Here is a 24,240-nt window from a genome sequence, read left to right as displayed (position 1 = left end):
TTTCTGTATGCGTCATTGCGCCCGGATCGGGGCGCTGGTGCTGGGTTTCTCGCTGGCCGTCACCTGGGGCCCGGTGCATCCGCTCGGCGCACAAGTCCGGCCCACCGAGACGTCGAAATCAGCATCACTCGATTTTGCCAATGCACGACTGGCCGATGTTATCCGCGCACTCGCACAGGTGCTGGGGCGCACCGTGATCCTCAGCGATATCCCCGATGTGCGCGTGACGTTCGCGACCCCGGCGGCGGTGCAGACCGCCGACGTGGAGCGCGTGCTGGAATCGCTGCTGGAGGCCCACGGGCTGATGCTGGTGCCGAGCGGCATGGTGGCGCAGGTGCTGCCAACCGACAAGGCACCGTCGGCCGGTGCGCTGCGCACCGGCTTTGCCTTTCCCGATCCGCCGCCTCTGGGACTGGTCACGCAGCTGGTGCCGCTGCAAAGCATTCGCGCCGACGAAGGCGCCGAAGCATTGCGCGCGGTACTGGCCAAGGGCGCGCGCGTGGAGACCGTCGCACGCTCCAATGCCCTGCTCATCACCGATCGCGGCAGTAACATGGCGCGGTACCTGGAACTCCTGCGCACGCTCGACGCGTCGCCGGCCGGCGAAGCGGGGCTGCGCACGTATGTGGTGAATCTCAAGTATGCGTCGGCGGAAGATCTCGCTTCCGCCATTGGCCAGCTGTTCGGTGTGCAGGTGGCCAACACCAACATCGGATCCCTGAGCGACCGCTCGTTGACCCGGGCCCTCGACAGCTTCCGGGCTCGCGAGACCGAAACGTTCCGCACGCGCAACGCAGCGCTGCCACAGGGTGGCGCCGGCTCCGCCGCCCCCGTAGCCGCCGGAGCGCCGCGCGATTCAGCCGCCGGGTTGCTGGTGGGACGTACGACGGTGGTCGCCAACGGCCCCACCAATGCGCTCGTGATACGGACGGCGCCTCCCAACTTCCCCATGCTGCGGGAAACCATTGACGCGCTGGATATCCGACCGGCGCAGGTGCTGTTCGAGGTGACGATTGCCGAGATCGCGCTGGGACGCGGCTTTGAATTCGGTGTGGATTGGGCCGCGGTGAATCGCGGTGGCGACGTGCAGGGGCAGTTCGGCAACCCGGAAATCCCGGATACCGGATCGACCTCGGCATTGTTGCGGTTGGTTCGACTGGATGGCACGGGCGTCCGCACCCTGTTGCGTGCGATTGCCTCCACCAGCAAGGTGCAGGTGCTGTCCACGCCGGAGATCATTGCGGTCAACAATCGCGAAGCGACCATTCTGGTGGGCAGCAAGGTCCCGTTCATTGCCAGCACCCGCCTGGGCAATGACATCTCCATCGACCGCGCGGTGCAGTACCAGGATGTCGGCACCAAGCTCTCCATTCTGCCCACCATCAACGATGATGGCTATGTCTCGGTGCAGCTGCTGCAGGAAGTCAGCTCCCTCACGCCGCAAACGGTGTCAGCGGCACTCAGCGCGCCCATTATCTCCACGCGCGAAGCCAGTACGCGGGCGGTACTGCGTGATGGACAAACGGTGGTGATTGCCGGCCTCATTGGCGACACGCGTCAGGTGCAGGATCAGGGGATCCCGCTGCTGATGGACATCCCGTACCTCGGCGGACTCTTCCGACGCCAATCCACCACACGGCAGCGCACCGAATTGGCCATCTTCGTGACGCCGTACATCGTGCGTTCCGACACCGATGCCGACGCGATTCGGGAGCGTATTCGCAAGCGGATGGAAGAGAAGTCGCCGGGCGCGTTGAACGACACGCCGGTCAAGCGACCGCCATCGCGCTGAGTCGCTCATGACGGATGCACGCGACCTCCGCGCGGCTGCTGCTGAGCCACTGGCTCGCCGTTTTCCGGCGCGCTGGCTGGAGGAGCAGGCGGTGTTGCCGCTGTCCCTCGACGGCACAGTCGCACGCGTGGCGGCCGACGGGATGCCGCCCCTGCATGTGCTCGACGCGCTCGAACGCACACTCGGCGCGAGCGTGGAGATCGTGCCGGCAGGAGCCGGTGATATCCGTGCGGCCCTGGTCGCCATCCCGCGCGACACGCCCGCGGCCACCGCGGAGACGCTGGCCGGTGATGTCGTGGAGTCGCTCGACAGCCTCAAGGCGCTGGCCAACCGCGAACCGGTAGTTCAGGTCGTGAATGCCATGCTGGCCGAAGCGCTGCGCGCCGGCGCCAGTGACATCCATGTCGAGACGCGCGCGGATGGGGTGCGCATTCGCATGCGGCTCGATGGGGTTCTGCGCGACGTCCAGCAGTTGGGGCAGGAGTTTCGTGCGGCGGTGGTGTCCCGCATCAAGGTGCTGGCCGGTCTCGATATTGCGGAGCGCCGACTGCCGCAGGATGGGCGGGCCCGCGTGCGTGTCGGACAGCGCGAAATGGATATTCGCATTTCCACGCTGCCGGCTCTGCACGGCGAGAGCATTGTGCTGCGACTGCTGGATGGCGGTGAAGAACAGGCGGCGACATCCACGCCGCTGTTGCTCGACGCGCTGGGGATGGCCGACGCCACGCGTGAGGCACTTCGCGCCTTGCTGCATCGCAGCAGTGGTCTGGTGCTCGTGACCGGCCCTACCGGCTCGGGAAAAACCACCACGCTGTACGCCGCCCTGCGAGAGCGCAGTGCACCGGGGGTGAAAGTCGTGACCGTGGAAGACCCGGTGGAGTACCGTCTCGATGATGTGGTGCAGCTGCCGGTGAACACGCGGGCCGGCTTTGGCTTCGCGGAAGCGTTGCGCGCCATCCTGCGACACGACCCCGATGTGATTCTCGTGGGTGAGATGCGTGATGCCGAGACGGCGGAAATCGCCGTGCGCGCGGCGCTCACGGGCCATCTCGTGCTGAGCACGGTGCATACCACCGATGCCATTGGGGCGTTGGCCCGTCTGCGCGACATGGGAGTGCCGGCCTATCTGCTCACGGCCACGCTGCAGGGGGTGGTCGCGCAGCGGCTGGTGCGGCGTGTGTGTCGCGACTGTGGTGCGTGGCGCGCAGTCTTGCCGGAGGAGCGCGCACTGCTGGGCAACGGAGCAATCCCGGAAAAGGTGTGCGAAGGGCGCGGGTGCGACCGCTGTTCGGGGACCGGGTATCGCGGACGGCTGGCCATCGTGGAGTTGATGACGATGACGGATGCTTTGCGTGAGCAATTCACGCGCGGCGATTCGTCGAACGCCATGCGGCAGGCGGTGCGCGCCCTCGGGGTGTCCTCACTGCGCGATGATGGCGTGCGTCTCGTTCGGGAGGGGCAGACCACCGTGGCCGAGTTGACCCGGGTGCTCAACGCCGGAGACGAGGGGTGACCTGGTCGTACGTGGCAGCCGATGCATCCGGCCGTGAACTGCGGGGGGAGCTGCGCGCCGAGACGGCCGCAGGAGCGCTGGCACAGCTGCGCCAGCAGTCGCTGTGGGTCATTGAGTTGCACCCCGACAGTGCGCCTGCCGTGTCGGCCGGCACCGGGGCCATCTCCGGATGGTGGCAACGCGCGGCAATAACGTGGGCGCGCTGGTCCGGTCAGGACGAGGAGTCGCTGGCCAGTATCACCCGAGTGGTGTCCACGTTGCTGGCCGCCGGTGTACCGGCCGAACGCGCCCTCGACTTTGCCGCTCAGCCGGACGACCTGGGTGGTCGCGCCGGCGCCATGGAGCAGCAGTGGCGCGAGGTGTTTGGTCAAGTCCAGCGATCCGTGCGCGATGGACGCTCCATGGCCGACGCCATGGCCGGTGCCGGCGCATTGCCCTCGTTCTTTGCCCCTGCGGTGGCCGCCGCCGAAGCCACCGGCGCACTGGCACTGACGTTCCGGCGACTCGCCGAAGCGCTGGAGCGGCGCGGACAGGTCGCCGCGCGTGTTCGCAGTGCGCTGGTGTATCCGGCGGTGCTCGGCCTCTCGTCGATTGTCGGGACGCTGGTGATTCTGCTCGTGGTGGTGCCGCGATTCGCCACCTTGCTCGGTGATACGGGACAGAGCCTGCCGTTGTCCACGCAGGGATTGATGCTGATGAGTGCCGCCCTCGCCCGCGGCGGCTGGGTGCTCTTTCCGCTGCTGGCGGTTGGCGCGGCGCTGTGGCAGCGCAGCCTTCGCGATCCGAGCCGGCGGGCGGCTTGGCATGCGCGTCGCCTGCGCTGGCCACTGGTTGGTGCCTTTGAGCGCCAGCGGGATGTGGCGCGCTATCTGGGGACGCTGGCGCTGGCGCTCGACGCCGGCGTGTCATTGCTGCGCGCCATGGAATTGGCCCGGGCTACGGTGGGGAACGTCGCGTATGCCGCGCAATTGGCGCCGGCCGAAGAGCGGGTGCGAAACGGCGAGTCGGTGGTGGAGGCCTTGGGGAGCGATATCCCGCCGCTGGCCCGTCAGCTCCTGCAGGCCGGCGAGGCTGGCGGAGCGCTGGCATCGCTGGCCGCCCGGGCCGCCGAGGCGGCGGACGAGGCGGCCGAACGCCAACTGGGGCGTGCGGTGACGCTGATTGAGCCGGTGATGATTCTGGGCTTTGGCGGGGTCGTCGCGTTTGTGGCGCTCGCGCTGCTGCAGGCCATTTATGGTCTTAACGCCAACCCGTTGTGAGCCGTCTGACGCACGTCAGGCTGGCCGGACTTTCCGGCTTCATGAACAGCTGTCACCCGGCGGGCCTCGGCACTCACGCTGTGTGACGGTGCGCACGGTGGGTTTGCAAAGATTGTGTTCCGTTCATTGACAGAATCGCCCTCTACGTGAAGCATTGGATCCATGATCAACCCTACCGAGCTCGAGCAGGGCGGCACCGAGAGCGACATCGCGACCGTGCCGGAGGCGGCTCCCAGCCGTCGGCGGTTTTTTGCCATGGGGACGAGTGCCGTTGCCGCCCTGGCGGCAGCGCAGGCCGTCTCGGCGCAGCCTCCGCGGGCGGGCGGCGGACGAGGGGCGCCGTTGCCGGCGGGCACCACACCTGGTGCCGATGTTTCGCTCGGGTGGCGCGACCCGGTGTTGCGCCTGGTCCGACGGCTCACGATGGGGCTGTCGCCGGACGAAGTGGCTCGGGCCCGCCAGTTGGGCTTCAGCGGGTATCTCGAGTATCAGCTCAACCCGGCGGCCATTGACGACAGTGTTGTGGACACGCTGCTGGCCACGCGGCTCCCCATGCTGGCGATGACCGGCGCGGCGCTGCGCACGCAGGACCGCACGGAGGTCATGAACCAGTTGGCGGACGCCGCGTGGTATCGGGCGTTGTTCTCGCGCAAGCAGTTGTATGAGCGCATGGTGGAGTTCTGGACGGACCATTTCAGCATTGACATTGAAGTGGGGAACGTGGGCTTCAACAAGCTGCTCGATGATCGCGACGTGATTCGCCGTCATGCGATGGGCAATTTCCGTGATCTGCTGAAGGCGTCGGCGCAGAGCGCGGCCATGTTGAATTACCTCAACCAGAACTCCAGTCGCACGCCCACGCCCAATCAGAATTATGCGCGTGAGATCATGGAGCTCCACACGCTGGGGGTCGATGGTGGATATACCCAGACCGATGTGGCCGAACTCTCGCGCATCCTGACGGGATGGAGCACCAACACCGACGGCACGTTTCTGTGGCGCCGGACGTATCACGACCGGAACGCCAAGACGTTCCTCGGGCAGTTGTTCCCGGGCATGGCCTCCACGGCCACCGATGTTGAGATGAAGGGGGAGGGCGATCGTGCCATCGACATGCTGCTGGCACATCCCAGCACGGCGCGTTTCGTGAGCACCAAGATGGCGCGGTGGCTGCTGTCGTATGAGCCACCGGCGAGTGTGATTGACGCGACGGCCGCGACCTTCACGCGGACGGGCGGTGACATCCGGGCCATGATCCGCACGATCGTGACCAGCAAGAACCTCATGGCGGCACCGGCCAAGTACAAGCGTCCTTTTCATCTGGCCATTTCCGCCATGCGCGCGCTGGGGGCGACGCCGGCCACGGTCCCCAACGTGCGCAACGCCCGACGCAACAACGAGGGGTTGGGAATGCCGCTGTTCCGGTGGGATCAGCCCGACGGCTTCCCTGATTCCATCGCGTGGTGGAGCGGGCTCGTGCTCTCCCGCTGGACGCACATGCAGTACCTGTCGGCGCAAACCTCTACCACCACGTACCGCAGCGACTCGATGCTCTTCCGTGCGCCGGACAATGCCGACGGGGTGGTGCAGCAGATTACGACGCGCCTGTTTGCCGGGGAGATGCCGACGGCGTTGCGGGCGTCGCTGTTGAGCTATCTGCGCGGTGGTACGTACAACGATGCGCGTGTCCGTGAAACGCTTTCGTTGGCGATGAGCGCCAACGAATTCCAGTGGTATTGATGTTCCGCACCCTTCACCGCACACCTGACGCATGAGCGACGATACGATCGACACCGGATGTCAGGAATACCAGACGCTGGCCCGCCGCGACTTCCTCACCATGGCCGGCGGTGTCGGATTGGCCGCGTTCGTGCCAACCTGGCTGCCGCAGGTGGTCATGGCGCAGTCGTCGAATTCGTCACGCGATATTGTGGTGTCGGTCTTCCTGAGTGGTGGAACCGATGGCATGTCCATGGTCGTGCCCTACGGCGATCCGGATTACTACACCGGGCGCCCGACGATCGCGATTGCGCGCCCCGATGCGGCGGCCGGCACCGCGAATCGCGCCACCAATCTCGACGGATTTTTCGGCTTCTCGCCGGGCATGGCCCCGCTATATCCGGCGTATCAGGCAGGAGACCTGCTGGTTGCGCATGCGACGGGCTCGGTGGACAACTCGCGCTCGCATTTCGATGCGCAGCGGTACATCGAGGTCGGCAAACCGCGGGACGTGAATGTGGCCGGTGGCTGGCTGGGTCGGCATCTGGCCACCAGCGCGCCATTGCGCAGTGATGCGCCGCTGCGGGCTATTGGCTTTACCGCAGGGTTGCCCAAGACGTTGGAGTTGGGTCCGAAAGCATTGCCCATTCCCAACCCCACCAACTTCACGATCGGCGGAAATGTCGCCACGGCAACGGCCCGTACGCAGTGGTTGGCGCAGAACTACAGCCAGGCGGTCAATCCGGTCTCGGCCAACGCGCTCGATTCCACCAACACCATTGCGCTGCTGCAAAGCATCAACATCACCGGCTATCGTCCGGCCAATGGCGCGGTGTACCCCACTTCCGGCTTTGGCAATGTACTGCGCTCGACGGCGGCGCTGATCAAGGCCGATGTGGGCGTCGAGGCGATTCACGCCTTCAAGGGTGGGTGGGATACCCACTCCAACCAGGGCAACGTGCCGGGCATGGATGGTCAGGGCATGCACAACAACATGCTCGATCTGGCCAACGCGCTGGCAGCCTTTCATGCTGATGTCGTGCAGGGTACGACAACGTACGGCGTCACGGTGGTGGTGATTTCGGAGTTTGGCCGCAACGCGCGCGAGAACGGCGACCGTGGCACCGATCATGGCCGTGGCAATGTGGCGTTCACCATGGGGCGCAAGATCAATGGCGGCCGTGTGCTCACCAACGGCTGGCCGGGCTTGGCCCGCGAAGTTCTCGAATCCGGTCAGGATTTGCGCGTCACGTTGGACCATCGTGACATTCTCGCCGAAATCGTGCAAAACCGACTCGGCAACCCGAACCTTGGCGTGATCTTCCCGGATTATACGCCAAGATTCAGAGGGGTTACCAAACCGTAACGGCGGAACTGCTTGTAAAAGCGTTATGGGTTATCGGGTGACCGCGTTAACACGGTGACCGCAGTCACCCCGCAGTAACTCCGCAGTTACTCCGCAGTTATTCGGTGACCCGATAACCCATGACCCATGACGCAGTTACGGCAGTTGCCGCGGTACGTCCGCGACCATTGCCAGCATGTCCCCCGTCGGGCTGACCGCCAGTCGCGTGATGTTTTTCAGCCCGGCGCCGGTATAGTCGGCGATCTCCTTCCAGCCACTGCTCCCGCGCGTCCAACGGAGCAATTTGCCGCCGCTGCCGACGAGCAGCGTATTGCCGTCTGCCCACGCCACGTCTTCACTTCCAGCGGGGAGCGAGACCAGCGCGGTGAACGTTTTGCGGTCGGGGTCGAACTCCATGACCTGCCAGGGGGCACTGCCCTTCTGCACCACGCTGGCCCTGCTGGTGCCGGGAATGCGATGCAGGGAGCGCCCGATGTTGCGCCCTACCACTTCGGTGCGGCCGCGCCCGTGGTAGCCCAGATGCATGGTGACCGGGGTCCCCAGCACGAACATGACCCAGGCACTGTCGTTGGGCTGTGCGAAGTAGCCCACCGGCCTGGTGTCGGGAAACACCGCGTGGCCAGGTGTCCCATCCAATGGCACGGTCCAGATCCGCTGCGTGGAATCGGCTTCCACCCGAATGACGTGCAGCGCCTTTCCGTCGCGTGAGACGGCGGCTGAATATTCGCTTTCGGGGGCGGTGCGCGTTATGCGCGATGTGCTGCTGCCGGCAATGTCAAAGCGATAGATATCGGCCTGGGCATCGTCGCGGGTGGAGGTGTAGTACACGCTGCGCCCATCGCCGGAGAACGCTGGCTGGTTGTCGTAGCCGTTGCGATTCGTCACGTTGCGCGGCGCGCCGGCGGCAAGAGTGCTGCCGTGTCCGATCAGGGGAACCAGAAACACCTCCGACGAGGGCGCAGGCGGCGAGGTGCGCGGAATGCCCGGCTGTGCGACAACAGGGAGGGGGGCGAGAACAACCGTCGCGACCAGAACGAGCGAGAGGCGCATGGAAGGCTCACAGCGGCAAAAGGGAGAAAGACGGATCGACGGAAGCTACGGCGAAACGGTTGCGGGGGGATGGGCGCCACTGCTAGGCTCACCTGCATGATACCGCGTCTGCTCCGCGCATCGCTGGCAATGGCTTTGCTGCTTGCTGTGTTTGGCTGCGCCGACCGGCCATCCGGGCCACAACTTCCCCCGCCTCGCCTCGCCTCGCTGGTGGTAGTCCCGGCGTCGCTCAATCTGGCGGCCGGGCTCCAGAGTCCCCTGCGCGTCGAGGCGCGTGACCTCGCCGGCACCAGCGTGACCGATGCCGCCCTGACGTGGCGCAGCGACGCTCCGGCGGTCGCGGCTGTTGACACCGCGGGCGTGGTACGCGCCATCGCGCCGGGTGTGGCGCGCATCACGGCGAACGCCGTGGGCGTGTCCGGGCCACTGTCGGCATTGGTCACGGTGACCGTGACGGCTGACGCCGCCGGCATTACCGCGTGGCGTCCCGCGCGCAGTGGCGTGTCCGACGTGACGTTTCTCGGCGTATGGGACGACGGAGCTGGTACCACCTACGCGGTCGGGCAGAACGGTGGGCTGCTGCGTTCGCGTCAGGACGGGCCATGGGAAGTGGTTCCGCTGGGGACGACCGAAACACTGGTGGGCGTATGGGGCAGTTCCCCCACTGACATCTGGCTGGTCGGCGGCGCCGGGCTGATTCTCCGCGGCGATGGGACCACCTTTTCGCGGGTGAACAGCGGCACTTCGTTCACCCTGCTGGAGGTCTGGGGACTGGCGGCGGACGACGTCTACTTCGCCGGCGACCGTGGCACCATTCTGCATTGGAACGGCGTGGCTATCGAATCCATGGCCAGTGGCGTGACCGATGAACTGTGGGGCATCTGGGGCGCCAACAGCACCACCGTCTTCATGGCGGGGAACAACGGGACCATCCTGCGCTTCAACGGCAGCACGTGGACCAGACAGGCGGTGCCGGAGGCGGCCCCGTTTTTTGACATCTGGGGCACCAGTGCCGGCAACGTGTTCGCCGTCGGTGTGCAAGGCACCATTGTGCGATTTGACGGCGTGCAGTGGCAGCGGATGACCACACCGGGCGCCGCCAATCTGTTCGCGTTGCGCGGGCGGGCGTTTAACGATGTGTACGCGGTGGGCAACAACGGAGCGACGTATCACTTCGACGGGAACAGCTGGAGTGCGCTCTCGATCGGCATCGGCTCCAACCTGCGCGCGATTACGCTGCGCGGAGACGGGACACTGCGGCTGGCGGGATGGTATGGCACCGTCATCACGCTGCGCGGTGCCGGCGCCGGCATCGTATCCACGGTCAACATCAGTGACCCGCCTCTGCTCTCGGTGTACGGCGCCCCACAGGGCCCCATGTTCGCCGTGGGCTTCGGGGGGTCGGTGTTCCGCCGCAGCGGCACGGCGTGGATCACCGAGCGCGTCCCGTCGGCCAACGACCTCTATGGCATCAGCGGCAACAGTGCGACCGACATCATCGCCGTCGGCGATACGGGCAGCATCCTTCGCTACAACGGCACCACGTGGCGTGTGGACGACTCGCCGACCCGCCTGGTGCTGCGCAGCAGTTGGAGCAGTGGCGGTCAGCACCTCATTGTCGGCGAACGCGGCACCATTCTGCGATCGAACGGCGCCGGCTGGACGCCACAGCAAAGTGGCACGCAGCGATTCCTGCGAGCGGCCTGGGGCACGGACCCGGGAAACGTCTTTGTCGTGGGAGATTCAGGCACCGTCCTGCGCTTCGACGGTGGCCGGTGGCAACCCATGGTGGCGCCCACACAGAGTCGGTTACGTGCCATTTGGGGCACCAGTACCACGGATGTCTTTGCCGTTGGTGATTCCGGTACGGCGATCCGCTTTGATGGCGTGTCATGGCAACCACTGCCCAAACCGACGACGCGTGACTTGCGGGCCCTCTGGGGACGTGGCCCGACCGAGGTGTACGCCGTGGGGGACAGCGGAACTGTGGTACGCTTCAACGGCGTCAGCTGGCAGCCGGTGACCGCACCATGGCGGAGCATCGTGTACGCCCTGTTCGGCCTCCCAGGAACCGGGGCCGTGGCCGCGGTCGGAGAGGCCGGCAAGATTTACGAGTCGACCGATCCCGCTCGGTAGAGGTCGCGGTACCGCTCCAGCTGGGCAATGTGGTGATCGCCGTGCCAAGCGTACATGGCAACCACCTGATCGAGCGTCATGGCGCCATTCTCCGGATGCAGAATGGTGCGGGCGAACTGCGCGGGCGTCATGGCCTCCAGAACCGCGTGCAGTCGAATATGGGTGGCCGCGAAGAGCGCGACCGACACGTGCGGCGACAGACTGGTGGCATCAGGGAGCGCGGCCCAGGCATCCTGATCGTACGGCTTGATGGTGGGGTGCTCTTCCGTGAGCCCCAACTTGACGCGGACGAAGGCGTTGAGGTGGCTGTCAGCCATGTGATGCACCAGCTGTCCCACGGTCCAGCCGCCAGGTCGGTACGGCGAGGCAAAATCGGTATCCGCGAGTGGCTCCAAAACCGCCGCCAGACGCGTGGGCTGCAGGCCGATGCGGGCGATGTGCTCCGCCCGTTCCGTCGCCGTGTATTCCGGCGAGCGCTGGAAGCGGCCGATGGGATAGCTGGGATCGATGTGGTCATTGGACATACCACAAATTAATCGATGACCGCCCTGTCACGCCCGGCCGCCGCATCAGCGACAAGACGTCACAGGTGGATGCGGACTCAGGTGGTTGAACGTCCCTGAAAGACCCGGTAACCGAAAAGCAGAATGATGGCGCCGATCACCGCAGCCACGAGGCCGGCGGTTTCCCCCGACTGATACCATCCGAGACTTCGTCCCAGAAATGCGCCCAGCATGGCACCGGCCACGCCCAGCAACATCGTAGTGATGATCCCGCCGGGATCACGTCCCGGCATGATGGCCTTGGCCAAGGCCCCGGCAAGCAGCCCAATCAGGGCGGTCCATAGTAATGACATCGTTTTCTCCGTTAAGGGAACGCAACCTGCGCCAGCGAAGGGCACATGTCGCCACTGCTCCCAGAAGCACAACCGATGCCATGTTCACGGAATGCCTTCCGCGCAGCGAGCACGGGCCATAGCATTGCCGGATCCTCCCGCCTTGTTCATCCCGCAGTTGGAGCTGCCATGATGCCGTTTTCTCCGGGGCGTCCCCGCCCCGGCGTCACATTCCGCCGTGCGTTCGTCCCTCTCCTGCTTGCTGCCATCAGTGCGGTGAGCCTTGCCGCCCCCGCTTTGAACGCGCAACCCAAGCCTGGCCCCTGGACGCCACTGTTTGACGGACGCTCGCTCGCGGGGTGGCACAATTACGACACCCCGGGGCAACCGGTGGCTGGCTGGAGCGTGGAGAACGGCATCCTTATTCGCTCAGGGGCCGGCGGGGATCTCACCACCGATAAACAGTTCGGAAATTTCGAACTCGAGCTCGACTGGAAAGTGGAGAAAGGTGGCAACAGCGGGGTCATCTACCGCATCGATCACAGCGGCGAAAAAACGTATGTGAGCGGCCCGGAGATGCAGATCCTCGATGATGCCGTGCATCGCGATGGCCAGAACCCGCTCACCTCGGCAGGTGCCAACTACGCGCTGCATGCCGCGCCCCGAGGCGTGGTCAAGGGGCCTGGTGAGTGGAATCAGGTGCGTCTCGTGGTACACGGGACGCACGTTGAGCACTGGCTCAATGGTCAGAAAATGGTGGAGTACGAGCTTGGCTCCGCCGACTGGGAAGCCCGTCGGAAAGCCAGCAAATTTGCCGGCGCCGATCGATATGGCCGCGCGACCCGTGGACACATCGCCCTGCAGGACCATGGCGATCGGGTCTATTTCCGCAACGTTCGCATCAGGGAGTTGCTGTAATGAGTACGAAGACCCGGCTGTCGATCATGATGTTTCTGCAGTACTTCGTGTGGGGTTCGTGGTTCGTCACGATGGGCACCTATCTGGGGGCCACTCGCGGGTTCACGGATACCCAGATCGGCAGCGCGTATGGGGCGACCGCCATTGCCGCCATCGTCTCGCCGTTCTTCATGGGCATCGTCGCGGATCGCTTTTTCGCCTCGGAAAAGCTGTTGGCGGTGCTGCATCTCGTTGGTGCGGGACTGATGTTCCTTTTGTCGCAGCAGACGGAGTGGAGTGGCTTTTATCCGCTGCTGTTGGCGTATGCATTCTGCTACATGCCCACGCTGTCGCTCACGAATTCCATCTCGCTGCACAATGTGACCGACTCGACGCGCGATTTTCCCATCATCCGGGTCTTCGGAACGATCGGGTGGATTGTTGCCTCTGGCGTGCTCGTGGGATTTGTGTTGAAGGCAGACAAGCTGGCGATCCCCATGCAGATCTCCGCGGCCGGCTCGGTCGCGCTGGGCCTTTTTGCGTTGCTCCTGCCACATACGCCGCCACGAGCGGCAGGCGCACCATTCAGCGTTCGTGATGCCTTGGGGCTCGACGCCTTGCAGCTCCTCAGGCGAACCGACTTTGTCATTTTTGTCCTCGGGTCGTTTCTGCTCTGCATCCCGCTGCAGTTCTACTACGCGTTCGCCAACCCCTTCATGAATGAAATCGGCGTCGCGAACGCCGCTGGCATCATGTCGTTCGGCCAGGCCTCGGAAGTCGGCTTCATGTTGCTGCTTCCGTTCGCCCTACGTCGCCTCGGGATCAAGTGGATCATGCTGGTGGGCATGTTGGCGTGGGGACTTCGCTACTTCGCCTTCAGCCGCGGTGACGCGGGGGGCGGTATGGTGCTGATTTATGCCGGTATCCTGCTGCATGGGATTTGCTACGACTTCTTCTTCGTGGCGGGACAGATCTACACCGACGAAGTGGCCGGCCCGAAGATCCGTGCGGCCGCTCAAGGGTTCCTGAATCTCGTCACCAACGGTATCGGCTACTTCGTCGGCGCGTCGGTGTCGGGCAGTGTCGTCAACCGCTACGCCACCACCAATGCCGCCGGCGCGCCTGCACACGACTGGCTGCAAGTGTGGCAGGTCGCGGCCATTGGCGCCTTGGCGGTATTCGCCGTGTTCCTCTTCCTGTTCCGTCCGGCGGCGACCGTGAACCGCGCGGCCGCAGCGCACTGATCGTGTCCACAGCCTCCTCGTCCCCGACGGCGTCGCGTCCGCAGGAAAGTCCTTCTGCCGGCGTCCTGGTGGAGGCGTGTTGCGATTCCGTCTACACCGCACTGGCGGCACAGAACGCCGGTGCGGACCGCATTGAGCTGTGCGGTCCGGGCGATGGGGGCACCACCCCATCGCTCGGCCTCATGGCCCGGTGCCGCGACCTGATGAGCGTGCCGCTGCATGTCATGATCCGTCCACACACTCGTGATTTTGTGTATCACGACGACGATCTCGATGTGATGGCCAACGACATCGTCACCGCGAAAGCGCTGGGGATGGACGGCGTCGTACTTGGTCCACTGCAGCGCGATGACACCGTGCACCTGCAGCAGCTCATGGCACTGGTGCAGTTGGCGCGCCCACTGAAGGTGGCGTTCCACCGCGCCTTCGACCGGACACCCGACGCCTTTGCCGCCCTCCATGCGCTCATGCAGGCCAGCGTGGACCTTGTACTCACCAGTGGCCAGGCGGCCACTGCGCTGGATGGGGCGGCCACGCTGAACGCCCTCCGGCAGCGGGCCGGTGACCGCCTGACGATATTGGCCGGCGGTAACGTGCGGGGCACGAACGTCCGCGAGCTCGTTCAGCGCAGTGAAGTGCGTCAGGTCCACGCGCGAGCCGCCGACCCCGCCATTGTGCGCGACGTCATTCGCGCGCTGCAGAACTCCTGACTTCTCCCCCCTGCTTCACATGCGCCTGCTGACTGCTTGTACCGCCGCGCTCCTCGTGTGTCCTGAGGCGCTCAGCGCCCAGGCGTCGATGGGCGAGCGCTACGCCATCATTCCCCGCCCCGCCGTGCTCACCCCCGGTACGGGCCGCTACACCATTGGCCGAGGCACCGTAGTGGCGGCCAGCCCGGCATTTGCGGCGGTGGCCCGTCGGTTTGTCCGCGACATCGCCAACCCCACGGGCTACGACCTGAGCACCTCCGCCGCCACCCGTACCGCCAGCGGTATCGTGTTGCGTCAGGTAAAGGGTCTCGCCGCTGACGCGTATCGACTTGATGTCACGGCGCGCGGCATTGTGGCCGAAGCCAGCACGCCCAGCGGCGCGTTTTATGCACTGGAGACCGTCAAGCAACTGCTGCCGCCGGCGATCTACCGTTCGGCGCCGGTGCCGGGTACGGCGTGGACGGTTCCAGCCGTGCACGTGGAAGACACCCCACGTTTCTCGTGGCGCGGCGCCCACCTCGATGTGGCGCGCCACTTCATGCCCAAGGAGTTCGTCAAGAAATACATCGACCTGCTCGCCCGCCACAAAATGAACCGCTTCCACTGGCATCTCACCGAAGACCAGGGGTGGCGCATTGAGATCAAGAAGTATCCGCGGCTCACGGAGGTCGGATCGTGCCGCGAACAAACGCTGGTCGGGCCGTTCACCGACGACCCCAAGAAGCAGGTGTTTGATGGCCGGCGTCATTGCGGCTTTTACACGCAGGATGATGTGCGTGAGGTGGTGGCGTACGCCGCCGAACGCATGGTCACCGTGGTGCCGGAAATCGAAATGCCCGGCCATGTGCAGGCAGCGGTGTATGCCTATCCGTTTCTCGCCAGCACGACCGATTCCATTCCCGGGCTGCGTACCATCTGGGGCGTGAGTCCGTACATCCTCAATCCGTCAGACCGCAGCGTGGCCTTCATGCAGGACGTGCTGACCGAGGTGCTCGCCCTGTTCCCGTCGCCGTGGATTCACATTGGCGGCGATGAGGCCATCAAGGATCAGTGGAAAGCCAGTCCGCAGATTCAGGCGCGAATCAAGTCGCTGGGGCTCAAGGACGAGCACGAGATGCAGAGCTGGTTCATCCGCCAGATGGATGCGTTCCTCACCAAGAAGGGACGCCGCCTCATTGGCTGGGATGAAATCCTCGAAGGCGGGCTCGCCGAGAACGCGACGGTCATGAGCTGGCGCGGTATGGCGGGTGGCATTGCCGCAGCGAAGGAAGGACACGATGTGGTGATGGCGCCGGGAAGCCATACGTACTTCGATCATTATCAGTCGCAGGACAAGGCGAGCGAACCGCTGGCCATTGGCGGCTTCACCAACATCGAAAGGGTGTACGGCTTTGAACCACTGCCGGCCGAGCTGACGCCGGAACAAGCCAAGCACATTCTCGGTGCACAGGCGCAGCTGTGGACGGAGTACATCCCCAATCCGCGTCAGCTTGAATACATGGCGTACCCGCGTCTCGTGGCGCTCTGCGAAGCGCTGTGGAGTCGCACCGATCGTCGGGACTTCGGTGACTTCATGCAGCGGTTGCCGGTGCACCTCAAGCGGCTCGATGCGCTGGATGTGAACTACCGCAGGTTGGATAAGGCGAGTATAACGCCTTGAAAAACTCAAAACTCAAAACCCGAACCCAGTACCCGAAACTGATCAGTTCCGGGTTTTGAGTTCGGGTTTTGAGTTCGGGTTTTGAGCTTTGAGTTTTTCGCGAGCGAATCAGCGGGCGAGCATACTCGTCACGGCTTCCAAGTACCCTGCCCGACCTGCGGCACGAATTTGTCCACGCCGTTCTCCTTGTAGTCGAGCGTCTTGCCCAACTCGGCGCTCTTGTAGGCGTGCATGAGGATGCGCACCACATCGAGACCATCGTGCCAGGTGAGCAGCGGCTTCTCCTTGCCCAGGAACGCGCGCACGAAGTGGTTGTCTTCGGCTTCGTAGCCGTAGGCGATCGCTTCGTTTACCACCACCGGCATTTGCCCCTGCTCGGCCATCTGCTTTTCCACGATGTCTTCGCCGGTCTTGCCCTTGACGGCGCGTGAGAAGAAGAGGTCGAGTCCCGACTCGAGCGTGTTCCACTTCATCGAGTACTCGGGACCAAGCAACTCGGCGCTGAGGCGCAGGCCGGGGCCAACGAAGCTCCACGACGTGGTGGCTTCGCCGATCGCCATTTTCCCTTCGGGCGTTTCGAACTCGATGTTCAGGCTGGCAAAGTCTTCCGACGGCGCCTTGAGAAAATCGACTTTCATATCGCGCTTGAGCTGCGCCGCGTATTCCTTCCGCGTCCACTTGAGCGAGGCAATATGGCCGGTGATGCGCTTGACCTTGAGGTCGGAGAGGGGCTTTCCGGGCTCCGAGAGCAGCTGGCGAACCACCAGCGCCGAATGGCACATCATGTCGTTCAGTACGCCGCCGCCCTGCTGAATACCGTTCCAGAACCACGGGCCGTGCGGCCCGCTATGCTCTTCGGCGGCGCGTGCAAGATACGGCCGGCCGGTGGTCGCCGCACCACGACGCCAGATGAGGTTGTGCCCCACCGACACCTGCGGCGAGAAAAACTGATTCTCGAGATAGCCGTGCATGATGCCGGCCTTTTCCACGAGCTTCAGGATGTGCTTGGCCTCGGCCACCGTGCGCCCAAGTGGCTTCTCGCAGGCGATGCCCTTGAGCGTCCCCTTACCGCTCGTCACGGCATGCACGATCTCCTCGACGTTCTCGATGCGCGCATGGTTGGGACCATTCAGCCAGATCGCATCGATGTTGGGATCGGCGACCATATCGGTAATGGTCTTGTAGGCCTTGGCGTCGCCGATATCGAGATCGCGCGCATACTTCGCAGCAGAGGCCGCGTTTTTTGCATTGGGGCTCCACACGCCGAGCACATCAGCGTCGCGAACATAGCGGAAGCCCTGCATGTGGAAACGGGCGTTGAAGCCGGATCCAATGAATCCGATACCGAGTCGATTACCAGGCATGCGTCGAGGGTGTTCGGGGAGATGACGTTACTGAAAACACGGGTGTACCGGACGAAATTACCACAGTGGATACAGCAGCGTACAGTCTTTCCTCCCCGGGGGATGGATTCGTTGTCAGGCGGGGGGATTCGACTGCTGCTTCGCACGCTCCCGGTCTACCAGCAGGCGTCGAAGGATCTTTCCGGAAGGGGACTTGGGAATCGCCTCCACAAACTCCACCTGCCGTACTTTTTTGTACGGAGAGACGCGCTCCGCCACGAACGCCATGACTTGGTCAGCCGAGAGTTCGCCCCGGGCCACGACAAACGCCTTGGGGACCTCCCCGGCTTCCACATCCGGCACCGGAATGACGGCCACGTCGGCAATGAGGGGATTGGAGAGCAGGACCGCCTCAAGCTCAGCCGGCGCGACCTGCAATCCCTTGTATTTGATGAGTTCCTTGACGCGATCCACAATGCTGTACCAGCCGCGACCGTCGATCACGGCCACGTCACCCGTCTTGAACCACCCGTCATCGGTCATGCAGGCGGCCGTGGCTTCCGGCTTGTTGAAGTAGCCCTTCATCACCTGAGGACCGCGAATCCACAATTCGCCCCGTTCGCCCTCGGCGACGTCGTCACTGGTGGCCGGATCCACCAACCGACACTCCGTATTGGCGATGGCCGGTCCGACAGACCCGCCATCCACCACGTCACTTTCAAGAGGATGAAAGTGCGTGACCGGGCTGGTTTCGGTGAGGCCGTAGCCTTGACGCACCATGCATCCCAAGCGAGCAGCACAGGCATCGGCAAGCTCGGCGCCGAGGGGCGCGGCACCACTGAGAATCATGCGTAGCGACGACAAGTCGTAGCTGGCCACCAGCGGATGCTTTGCCAACGCCAGGACGATGGGAGGTACCAGATTGGCATAGGTGATGCGCCGTGTCTGGATTACCGAAAGGAACTGTTCGAGCTCAAATCGGGGGAGAGACACAATGGTGGCCCCTTGCACCAGCGCGCCGCCCATGATGACCACCATGCCGTAGATGTGGAAGAACGGCAGCACGCCCAGCAGCACATCCTGCTCATTGACGCCAACGCCCACAGCGCTACACTGGGCCAGGTTGGCCACGAGGTTCCGGTGCGTGAGCATCACGCCCTTGGGAATGCCTGAGGTGCCACTGGAATACGGCAGCACACACACGTCTACCGCTGGATTAATGTCCACGTGCGGTGGCGCGTCCCCATGCGTGAACAGCGTGGCATAAGGCGTACTGCCGTCCACCTCACCCATGACCACGATTTCCCGCACCGTGCTGGCAAGTCGTGCCGCCGCCGAGCACTTCTCGAAGAGGTCAGGGATGGTGACCAGCATGACCGCTTCGCTATCGGCGAACTGCGCCCCGATCTCCTCGGCGGTTGCAATGGGATTCACCGTGGAACAGATGGCCCCCAACGTGGTGACGGCATAAAACACCACCGCAAAATCAGGGACATTGGGGCACACCAGTCCGACGACGTCGCCTTTCCGAATCCCGTGTGCATGCAAGCCGCAGGCAACCTGACGGATGGCTTTCTCAAGTTGTCCATACGTGAGTTGGCGCCCACTGGCACCGCAAATCAGGGCGGGCTTGTCGGCCAGCGCCGCAGCGCGCTGGAAGACATAAGGAACGAGTGGCGTATCCGGAATTTCGATTGACGGATACGGGCTCTGATACACACGAGGCTGGGACACAGGCAACTCCGTCCGGAGGGGTGGGACGGAAAACTTACCACAGCCCTGCCTTCCCCCGCACGCTTTGAATCATGGCGGCGGGATCATATCCGACGCCCTGACGGAACACCCATTCCACCTTGCGTACATCACCAATGGTGACCGCCGGGTTGCCATTGATCACCACCAGATCGGCCAGCTTTCCGACCTCCAAGGAACCGGTCAGCGCGCCGCGCCCTAGGTAGGTTGCCCCATTGAGCGTCCCAATGCGGATGGCCTCGAGCGGTGAGAAGCCGGCTTCAACGAGGAGTTCGAGTGCCCGCTGATTGCTGAAGCCCGGCACCAGGCCGCCGCCGCCCGTTGGATCCGTACCCACAATGAGCGTTCCCCCCGCCTTCACAAAGGCCCGCTCGAACGCCATGCCTTTGGCAAAGGCCTTGAGATACGGCGACTGCGTATTGCGCGCCGTCGCGGCATGCCGACGTTCGTATTCCTCGCGCAGCTGTGGCAATAGCACATCGAGACCGGCAGGCAGCGGACGTCCGGGAGTAAAGGTCTCGAAGATGGTGAGCGTGCTGGTGACCGCGACCTTCTTTTCGATGAGGTAGCGAAACAAGGCCTGCACGTCGGCGCTGTTGGGATCCAGCTGGGCCATGGACGCGGTGGCGGCACCGCCACGCCCCACGCAGATATCGGGCTTCTTGTTGGGCACAAAATCATTCATGGCAAAGAAGCCATGTTCGAGATCATCAATGCCGGCGTCGGCCGCTTCGCGGTACGTGACAGAACAAAGATGGCCCGTGATCTTGAGCCCGCGGGCATGCGCCTCCCGCGCCGCCACGCGCAGTTCGTCGCGGGAGATGTTCATGTACGCCTTGAACGACGTCGCCCCTTGCGCCGCCCAGTATGACACGAGCGCCTTGGCGTCACTGGTATCGCGCAGTGCCACCACCTGATTGAACCCCATGCCGGGGCCTTCCAGATACGGCGCGGTCGCATCGATGAATGGCCCGGGCTTCTCGCCACGCGCGATGGCCTTGGCCACCAACAGTTCGGCAAAGCCATTCATGTTGCCACCGGTGCGCATACTGGTCACGCCACCGGCGAGATACAGCCGCGAAAAACTTTCGGTGAGGTTGGCGTAGGTCCCGGCGCCCACAGGGTAATACAGATGCTCGTGCACCATCACGAGCCCGGGCATGAGTGTCTTGCCCGCCATATCAACGGTGAGCGCGCCCGCCGGGACGGCCGTGCTGGCCGTCGGCCCCATGGATGCGATGCGGCCATCGCGAATCACCACCGTGTGATTCTCGCGCGGCGCCGCGCCGGTGCCGTCAATGACACGGGCATTGGTGAGTGCCAGCACGGCGGTATCAAACCGCACAAAGCTGCGCGTGGACGGGCCGACCGGCGCCCGCTGCGCCTCGGCCTCCATCGCGATGGCCAGTGTGCTGACCAAGAACAGGAAGCCGAGGCGGCGCATGGTTACAGCGCCTTCAGCGCTTTGGCGCTGGCCGTAATGGATGCAATGGGATCGGTGGGGTTGTCGTGCTCAATGAACCAGTGCTTGAGCCCCTGCTTGCGGCCGGTCGCGAGAATGGTCTTGAAGTCGATGGTGCCGGCACCCACTTCGAGCATCTTCCGCTCGGGGGCCGGTCCGGCGTCCTTCACGTGTACTGCGACGATACGACCGGGCCACCGCTTCATGATGGCCAGCGGGTCCTGTCCGGCCTTCACAGTCCAATACAGATCCAGTTCGAGCTTCACCAGATCCTTGTCAGTCTGCGCGGTGATGACCTCGTAGCCGGTGGTGCCGTCAACCGGCGTAAACTCGAAGTCGTGGTTGTGATAGGCAAACTGCAGGCCGGCGGCCTTGGCCAGCGTGGCCCCCGCGTTCAACCGATCGGCCAGCCGCTGCCAGTTGGCCTTGGAGCCGCGGTAGTCGTCACCAACAAATGGCACGATGACCAGCTTGTGCCCCATGCCATGCGCCCGATCGAAGATGGGCTTCCATGCGTCGTCAGTCTTGGGCAAGGCTTCGTGCGCCGATGGTGCCGTGAGGCCATGCTGCTTGAGCAGCGCCTGCCACCACGTGACGTCCTTGCCGAACCCATTGAAGAACTCGAGCTCCGTGATGCCGGCTTTGGCAATGGCGGCAATCGTCCCCTCGATATCCTTCGAGAGAGCGGCACGGACGGTATACATCTGCAACCCCATGCGATCGATACGTGGCACCGCTCCTCCTTCAAGGGCTCCAGCAGCACGGGCGAGGTGAGGAAGCAAGGCACTACCGGCCACGCCAGTGGCCAACAGGCGCAACACGTCACGGCGCGTCGGCGCACCAGACGGGGAGTTCGACGATTCGATCATCTCAAGCGTCTCCAGAGGCGAGTTGCGTCAGGGCATCACCCGTGACACGGTAAACAGTCCAGGCATCCTGGGCGCGGGCGCCCAGCTTCTCGTAAAACCCAATGGCGTCAACGTTCCAATCCAGTACCGACCACTCCAACCGGCCACAGCCACGGGACACCGCCAGCTGGGCCAGATGCTGCAACAGTGCCTTGCCCACCCCGTGGCCACGAACGGCGGGGCGCACGAACAGATCTTCGAGGTAGATCCCGGGACGCGCAAGGAAGGTGGAGAAATTGTGAAAGAACAGCGCAAAGCCGGCCACCTGTCCGTCCAGCTCGGCGAGCACGACCTCCGCATACGGGCGCTCGCCGAAGAGCGCCTGCTGCAACAGCGCATCGGTAGCGATACACTCGTGGCGCAACTCTTCATAGTCAGCCAGTCCTTCAATCAACTCGCGAATGACGGGCACATCGGGCGCCGAAGCGGCCCGCAACACAAGAGACATGATCGGGATCGAGGGAGAGATCAGCGCGCGGCGGAGGTCCACAGGCCGTCGGCGGGGCCAACGGCGGGGGCAGCGGTTCTGGTGAGCGTAAAGGTGTAATCGCCGGATTGCAGCTTCACGATGCGATATCGCGGAAGCAGTGCGCGGGCGGCGACCAATTCACTGACCAACGGCACCTGCGGCTGAGTGCTCCGAATCAGCGCTTCGCCTGCTGTGCCGGTATTGACCGTGAGCGGCGTTATAGGCGGTGCCGCACGCGAGTGCCCCAGTTCACGGCTGCCGTCGGGCGCCATCTGAATAACGGAATCGCCGCCCACAAACAGCGTGGTATTCGTCGCCCCGGGCACGGGAACGTACAGGACTTCCAGATAGGAGTCATAGGGAAGCACGACTGGCGACAGGCTGGCCGGTCCCGACGACATCGCCTTGGCCTGCACGGCACGGCGCTGGCCGCGCGCGGTGGCCAGCACCGTAAAGGTGTCCACCGGATCGCGTACCAGCACACCCTTGCCACGCATGGCGAACTGGGCCCGCACGGCAATCCCTGGCATCTGGTTGACCGGTTCCGCCACGACCCCGCGCCACTCACGCTTCTCCTGAACACATATCAGCATGGCGGCGGCGGGGACGGTGCCCAGCAAGCCCTCACGTGACGCCTTCACGGTACGGGTGAGGCAATCGAAGTATCCCAGCACATTGCGGGCACGCGCATCGCGCTGCGTGAAGATCTCCTGATCCCCGGTGGGCATCTTGGGCGTCTTGGGGAGACGCGCCGCAATGCTGTCGGGAATCTTTGCCGAAATACGCTTGGCCCCGGGGGGCGGCCCGCTCGGCCGAGGCTGCGCGACGGCTGTAGCGGTCCCGCTCAAGACACTCAGCAGGATCAGGCCGGAGAAGACACGACAACAGGGCGACACACGCACGGGCACTCTCGGAAAAGACCAAAGGAAGGCGGGACATCGCAATCTAGTGCGAGGCTCCCTGCCCATGGGTGTCGGTGGGCAACCAGCCGTCCCCAAGGAACATCCGGACACCCGACATGTCATGATCCAGTGCCGCAGCCGCTACGGCGCGCGCACTGAGCGCTCCAATGACGTTCCCCGTTCCGGAGTACCCCCCGAACGCCCACACGTTCTCGCGCACCTGCGCAATAACGGGGAGCCCGGTCGTGGTGTATCCCGCCGACGCCGCCCATCGATGCGAGATGGGCGCCTGAACACCAAGGTGTTCGCGGAGGAATCGCTCCAGCTGCGCCTGCACCGTGGGCGAGGGTGCGGTGCTCGTGGTCCACTCCTCTTCGCCTCCGGCATCCCGAAAGCCCCCAAGGGCGATCCGGCCATCAGGCAACTGCTGCCAGTACTCGTACCCTTCGCGGTAATACATCGGGCACGGCACGGTGATTTCACGCGTCGGTTCCGTGGCCAGCATCTGCAGCCGCGCCGTGCGCACCTGCGACGCAAGCTCCGGCACCAGCTGCTCAACCCGGCCGTCCACCGCCACAAAAATACGGCCGGCGTGCACAGTGCCCATTGGGGTCTTCACGCAGCTGCCACTGATGTCGAGCACCGGCGACTGCGCAAAGAGGGTGGCTCCGTCGTCGCGCACGGCACCGGCCAAGAGGCGGCAGCGCGTCAGCGGATCAAAGGCGCCATCGGTGGGAATGAACAGCCCGCGTCCATCAGCCCCGTCGTACCATTCGCACGGGAGATCATCGGCGCGCATGGCGGCGTACTGCGCTTCGCAATCAACCAGTTCGGCGTCGGAGGCGGCAATGCGCTTGGAGCCCACGAAGCGCACCGTGCCGGGTGCCGCCTCCGCAATGCGTGGCATCTCCTGCAATGTCGCGGCATAGATGGCCCGGGCCCGCGCGTGGCCGTGCCGACGAATGGCGTCGTGATAAAAATCGTAAGTGCCCGCTAACAGAAAGCCACCGTTTCGACCGGCCGCTCCAGCGCCCACGTCAAACGCGTCCAATCCGATCACGCGTTCATCACGCCGCAGTAGTTCTTCGATGAGCGTGAGCCCCGAGCCGCCGAGGCCAATCACGCACGCATCGGCGCTGAGATGGCCGGTGAGTGCGGGGAGAGGCGTCCACAGTCCATCGTCCCAGACCGGCACGTTAGGTGTCATCAGTTCCATGACCGTT

At 64.3% G+C, this 24,240-nt stretch carries 20 protein-coding genes; 10 read left to right on the top strand and 10 right to left on the bottom strand.

Annotation, left to right across the window (positions count from 1 at the left end):
- Nucleotides 1-7 precede the first annotated feature (7 nt).
- The 5 genes from GEMMAAP_RS06240 (at nt 8) to GEMMAAP_RS06220 (ending at nt 7,649) form a co-directional block, all read left to right on the top strand.
- Nucleotides 8-1,792, top strand: coding sequence for a secretin N-terminal domain-containing protein (locus tag GEMMAAP_RS06240; RefSeq protein ID WP_026850276.1), 1,785 nt, complete (start codon nt 8-10; stop codon nt 1,790-1,792).
- A 7-nt stretch (nt 1,793-1,799) separates the two neighbouring features.
- Nucleotides 1,800-3,305, top strand: a complete 1,506-nt coding sequence (locus GEMMAAP_RS06235; protein WP_053334326.1) for a GspE/PulE family protein — start codon at nt 1,800-1,802, stop codon at nt 3,303-3,305.
- A complete protein-coding gene (locus GEMMAAP_RS06230; RefSeq protein WP_026850275.1) occupies nt 3,302-4,564 on the top strand; it encodes a type II secretion system F family protein in 1,263 nt (420 codons plus the stop codon). The genes GEMMAAP_RS06235 and GEMMAAP_RS06230 overlap by 4 nt, the downstream gene beginning before the upstream one ends.
- Nucleotides 4,565-4,726: 162 nt before the next feature.
- A complete protein-coding gene (locus GEMMAAP_RS06225) occupies nt 4,727-6,304 on the top strand; it encodes a DUF1800 domain-containing protein (RefSeq protein ID WP_026850274.1) in 1,578 nt (525 codons plus the stop codon).
- Between the two features lie 31 nt (nt 6,305-6,335).
- On the top strand, nt 6,336-7,649 hold the full coding sequence (locus tag GEMMAAP_RS06220; protein WP_053334325.1) for a DUF1501 domain-containing protein: 1,314 nt from the start codon (nt 6,336-6,338) through the stop codon (nt 7,647-7,649).
- Nucleotides 7,650-7,784: 135 nt separating this feature from the next.
- Here GEMMAAP_RS06220 and GEMMAAP_RS06215 read toward each other — a convergent pair whose 3' ends face one another.
- Nucleotides 7,785-8,699, bottom strand: a complete 915-nt coding sequence (locus GEMMAAP_RS06215; protein WP_053334324.1) for a TolB family protein — start codon at nt 8,697-8,699, stop codon at nt 7,785-7,787.
- A 96-nt stretch (nt 8,700-8,795) separates the two neighbouring features.
- On the opposite strand from GEMMAAP_RS06215, the gene GEMMAAP_RS06210 reads away from it, so the two are divergent.
- Nucleotides 8,796-10,835, top strand: a complete 2,040-nt coding sequence (locus tag GEMMAAP_RS06210) for an Ig-like domain-containing protein (RefSeq protein WP_026850272.1) — start codon at nt 8,796-8,798, stop codon at nt 10,833-10,835.
- Here GEMMAAP_RS06210 and GEMMAAP_RS06205 read toward each other — a convergent pair.
- Both GEMMAAP_RS06205 and GEMMAAP_RS06200 read right to left on the bottom strand, forming a co-directional pair.
- The gene (locus GEMMAAP_RS06205; protein WP_043581328.1) at nt 10,808-11,359 is read right to left on the bottom strand and encodes a YfiT family bacillithiol transferase; all 552 of its coding nucleotides are present in this window, start codon (nt 11,357-11,359) and stop codon (nt 10,808-10,810) included. The genes GEMMAAP_RS06210 and GEMMAAP_RS06205 overlap by 28 nt on opposite strands.
- A gap of 77 nt (nt 11,360-11,436) precedes the next feature.
- Nucleotides 11,437-11,691, bottom strand: a complete 255-nt coding sequence (locus GEMMAAP_RS06200) for a GlsB/YeaQ/YmgE family stress response membrane protein (RefSeq protein ID WP_026850270.1) — start codon at nt 11,689-11,691, stop codon at nt 11,437-11,439.
- Nucleotides 11,692-11,859: 168 nt separating this feature from the next.
- Here GEMMAAP_RS06200 and GEMMAAP_RS06195 point away from each other — a divergent pair, with 168 nt between their 5' ends.
- From GEMMAAP_RS06195 to GEMMAAP_RS06180, 4 genes are read left to right on the top strand one after another with little or no spacing between them, the layout of a single operon-like run.
- Nucleotides 11,860-12,588 carry a 3-keto-disaccharide hydrolase gene (locus tag GEMMAAP_RS06195; protein WP_053334323.1) on the top strand — a complete coding sequence of 243 codons (729 nt, stop codon included), beginning with the start codon at nt 11,860-11,862 and terminating at the stop codon, nt 12,586-12,588.
- Entirely contained in the window at nt 12,588-13,811 is a 1,224-nt protein-coding gene (locus GEMMAAP_RS06190; protein WP_026850269.1) for a nucleoside permease, read from the top strand. The genes GEMMAAP_RS06195 and GEMMAAP_RS06190 overlap by 1 nt, the downstream gene beginning before the upstream one ends.
- A gap of 2 nt (nt 13,812-13,813) precedes the next feature.
- A complete protein-coding gene (locus tag GEMMAAP_RS06185) occupies nt 13,814-14,521 on the top strand; it encodes a copper homeostasis protein CutC (RefSeq protein ID WP_075071450.1) in 708 nt (235 codons plus the stop codon).
- A 19-nt stretch (nt 14,522-14,540) separates the two neighbouring features.
- Nucleotides 14,541-16,181 carry a beta-N-acetylhexosaminidase gene (locus GEMMAAP_RS06180; RefSeq protein ID WP_043581327.1) on the top strand — a complete coding sequence of 547 codons (1,641 nt, stop codon included), beginning with the start codon at nt 14,541-14,543 and terminating at the stop codon, nt 16,179-16,181.
- A gap of 128 nt (nt 16,182-16,309) precedes the next feature.
- On the opposite strand, the gene GEMMAAP_RS06175 is transcribed toward GEMMAAP_RS06180, so the two are convergent.
- The 7 genes from GEMMAAP_RS06175 to GEMMAAP_RS06145 all read right to left on the bottom strand — a co-directional run bounded on the left by GEMMAAP_RS06175 (nt 16,310) and on the right by GEMMAAP_RS06145 (nt 24,224).
- Nucleotides 16,310-17,545, bottom strand: coding sequence for a Gfo/Idh/MocA family protein (locus tag GEMMAAP_RS06175; RefSeq protein ID WP_026850268.1), 1,236 nt, complete (start codon nt 17,543-17,545; stop codon nt 16,310-16,312).
- Between the two features lie 114 nt (nt 17,546-17,659).
- On the bottom strand, nt 17,660-19,258 hold the full coding sequence (locus GEMMAAP_RS06170; protein WP_202969196.1) for a 4-coumarate--CoA ligase family protein: 1,599 nt from the start codon (nt 19,256-19,258) through the stop codon (nt 17,660-17,662).
- Nucleotides 19,259-19,292: 34 nt separating this feature from the next.
- Nucleotides 19,293-20,720 carry an amidohydrolase family protein gene (locus GEMMAAP_RS06165; RefSeq protein ID WP_026850266.1) on the bottom strand — a complete coding sequence of 476 codons (1,428 nt, stop codon included), beginning with the start codon at nt 20,718-20,720 and terminating at the stop codon, nt 19,293-19,295.
- 2 nt (nt 20,721-20,722) lie between these two features.
- On the bottom strand, nt 20,723-21,607 hold the full coding sequence (locus tag GEMMAAP_RS06160; RefSeq protein WP_053334321.1) for a sugar phosphate isomerase/epimerase family protein: 885 nt from the start codon (nt 21,605-21,607) through the stop codon (nt 20,723-20,725).
- Nucleotide 21,608: 1 nt separating this feature from the next.
- Entirely contained in the window at nt 21,609-22,094 is a 486-nt protein-coding gene (locus tag GEMMAAP_RS06155; RefSeq protein WP_026850264.1) for a GNAT family N-acetyltransferase, read from the bottom strand.
- Nucleotides 22,095-22,114: 20 nt separating this feature from the next.
- Nucleotides 22,115-23,017, bottom strand: coding sequence for a hypothetical protein (locus tag GEMMAAP_RS06150; RefSeq protein ID WP_145979025.1), 903 nt, complete (start codon nt 23,015-23,017; stop codon nt 22,115-22,117).
- A gap of 43 nt (nt 23,018-23,060) precedes the next feature.
- Nucleotides 23,061-24,224, bottom strand: coding sequence for an NAD(P)/FAD-dependent oxidoreductase (locus GEMMAAP_RS06145; RefSeq protein ID WP_075071618.1), 1,164 nt, complete (start codon nt 24,222-24,224; stop codon nt 23,061-23,063).
- Between the last annotated feature and the right edge of the window lie 16 nt (nt 24,225-24,240).

Origin of the sequence: Gemmatimonas phototrophica, assembly GCF_000695095.2 — a bacterium.
In the GTDB taxonomy this organism is placed as follows: Bacteria; Gemmatimonadota; Gemmatimonadetes; order Gemmatimonadales; family Gemmatimonadaceae; genus Gemmatimonas; species Gemmatimonas phototrophica.
The sequence above is the reverse complement of the archived record's forward strand: the minus strand, read 5'-3'. Positions and strand labels throughout refer to the sequence as shown.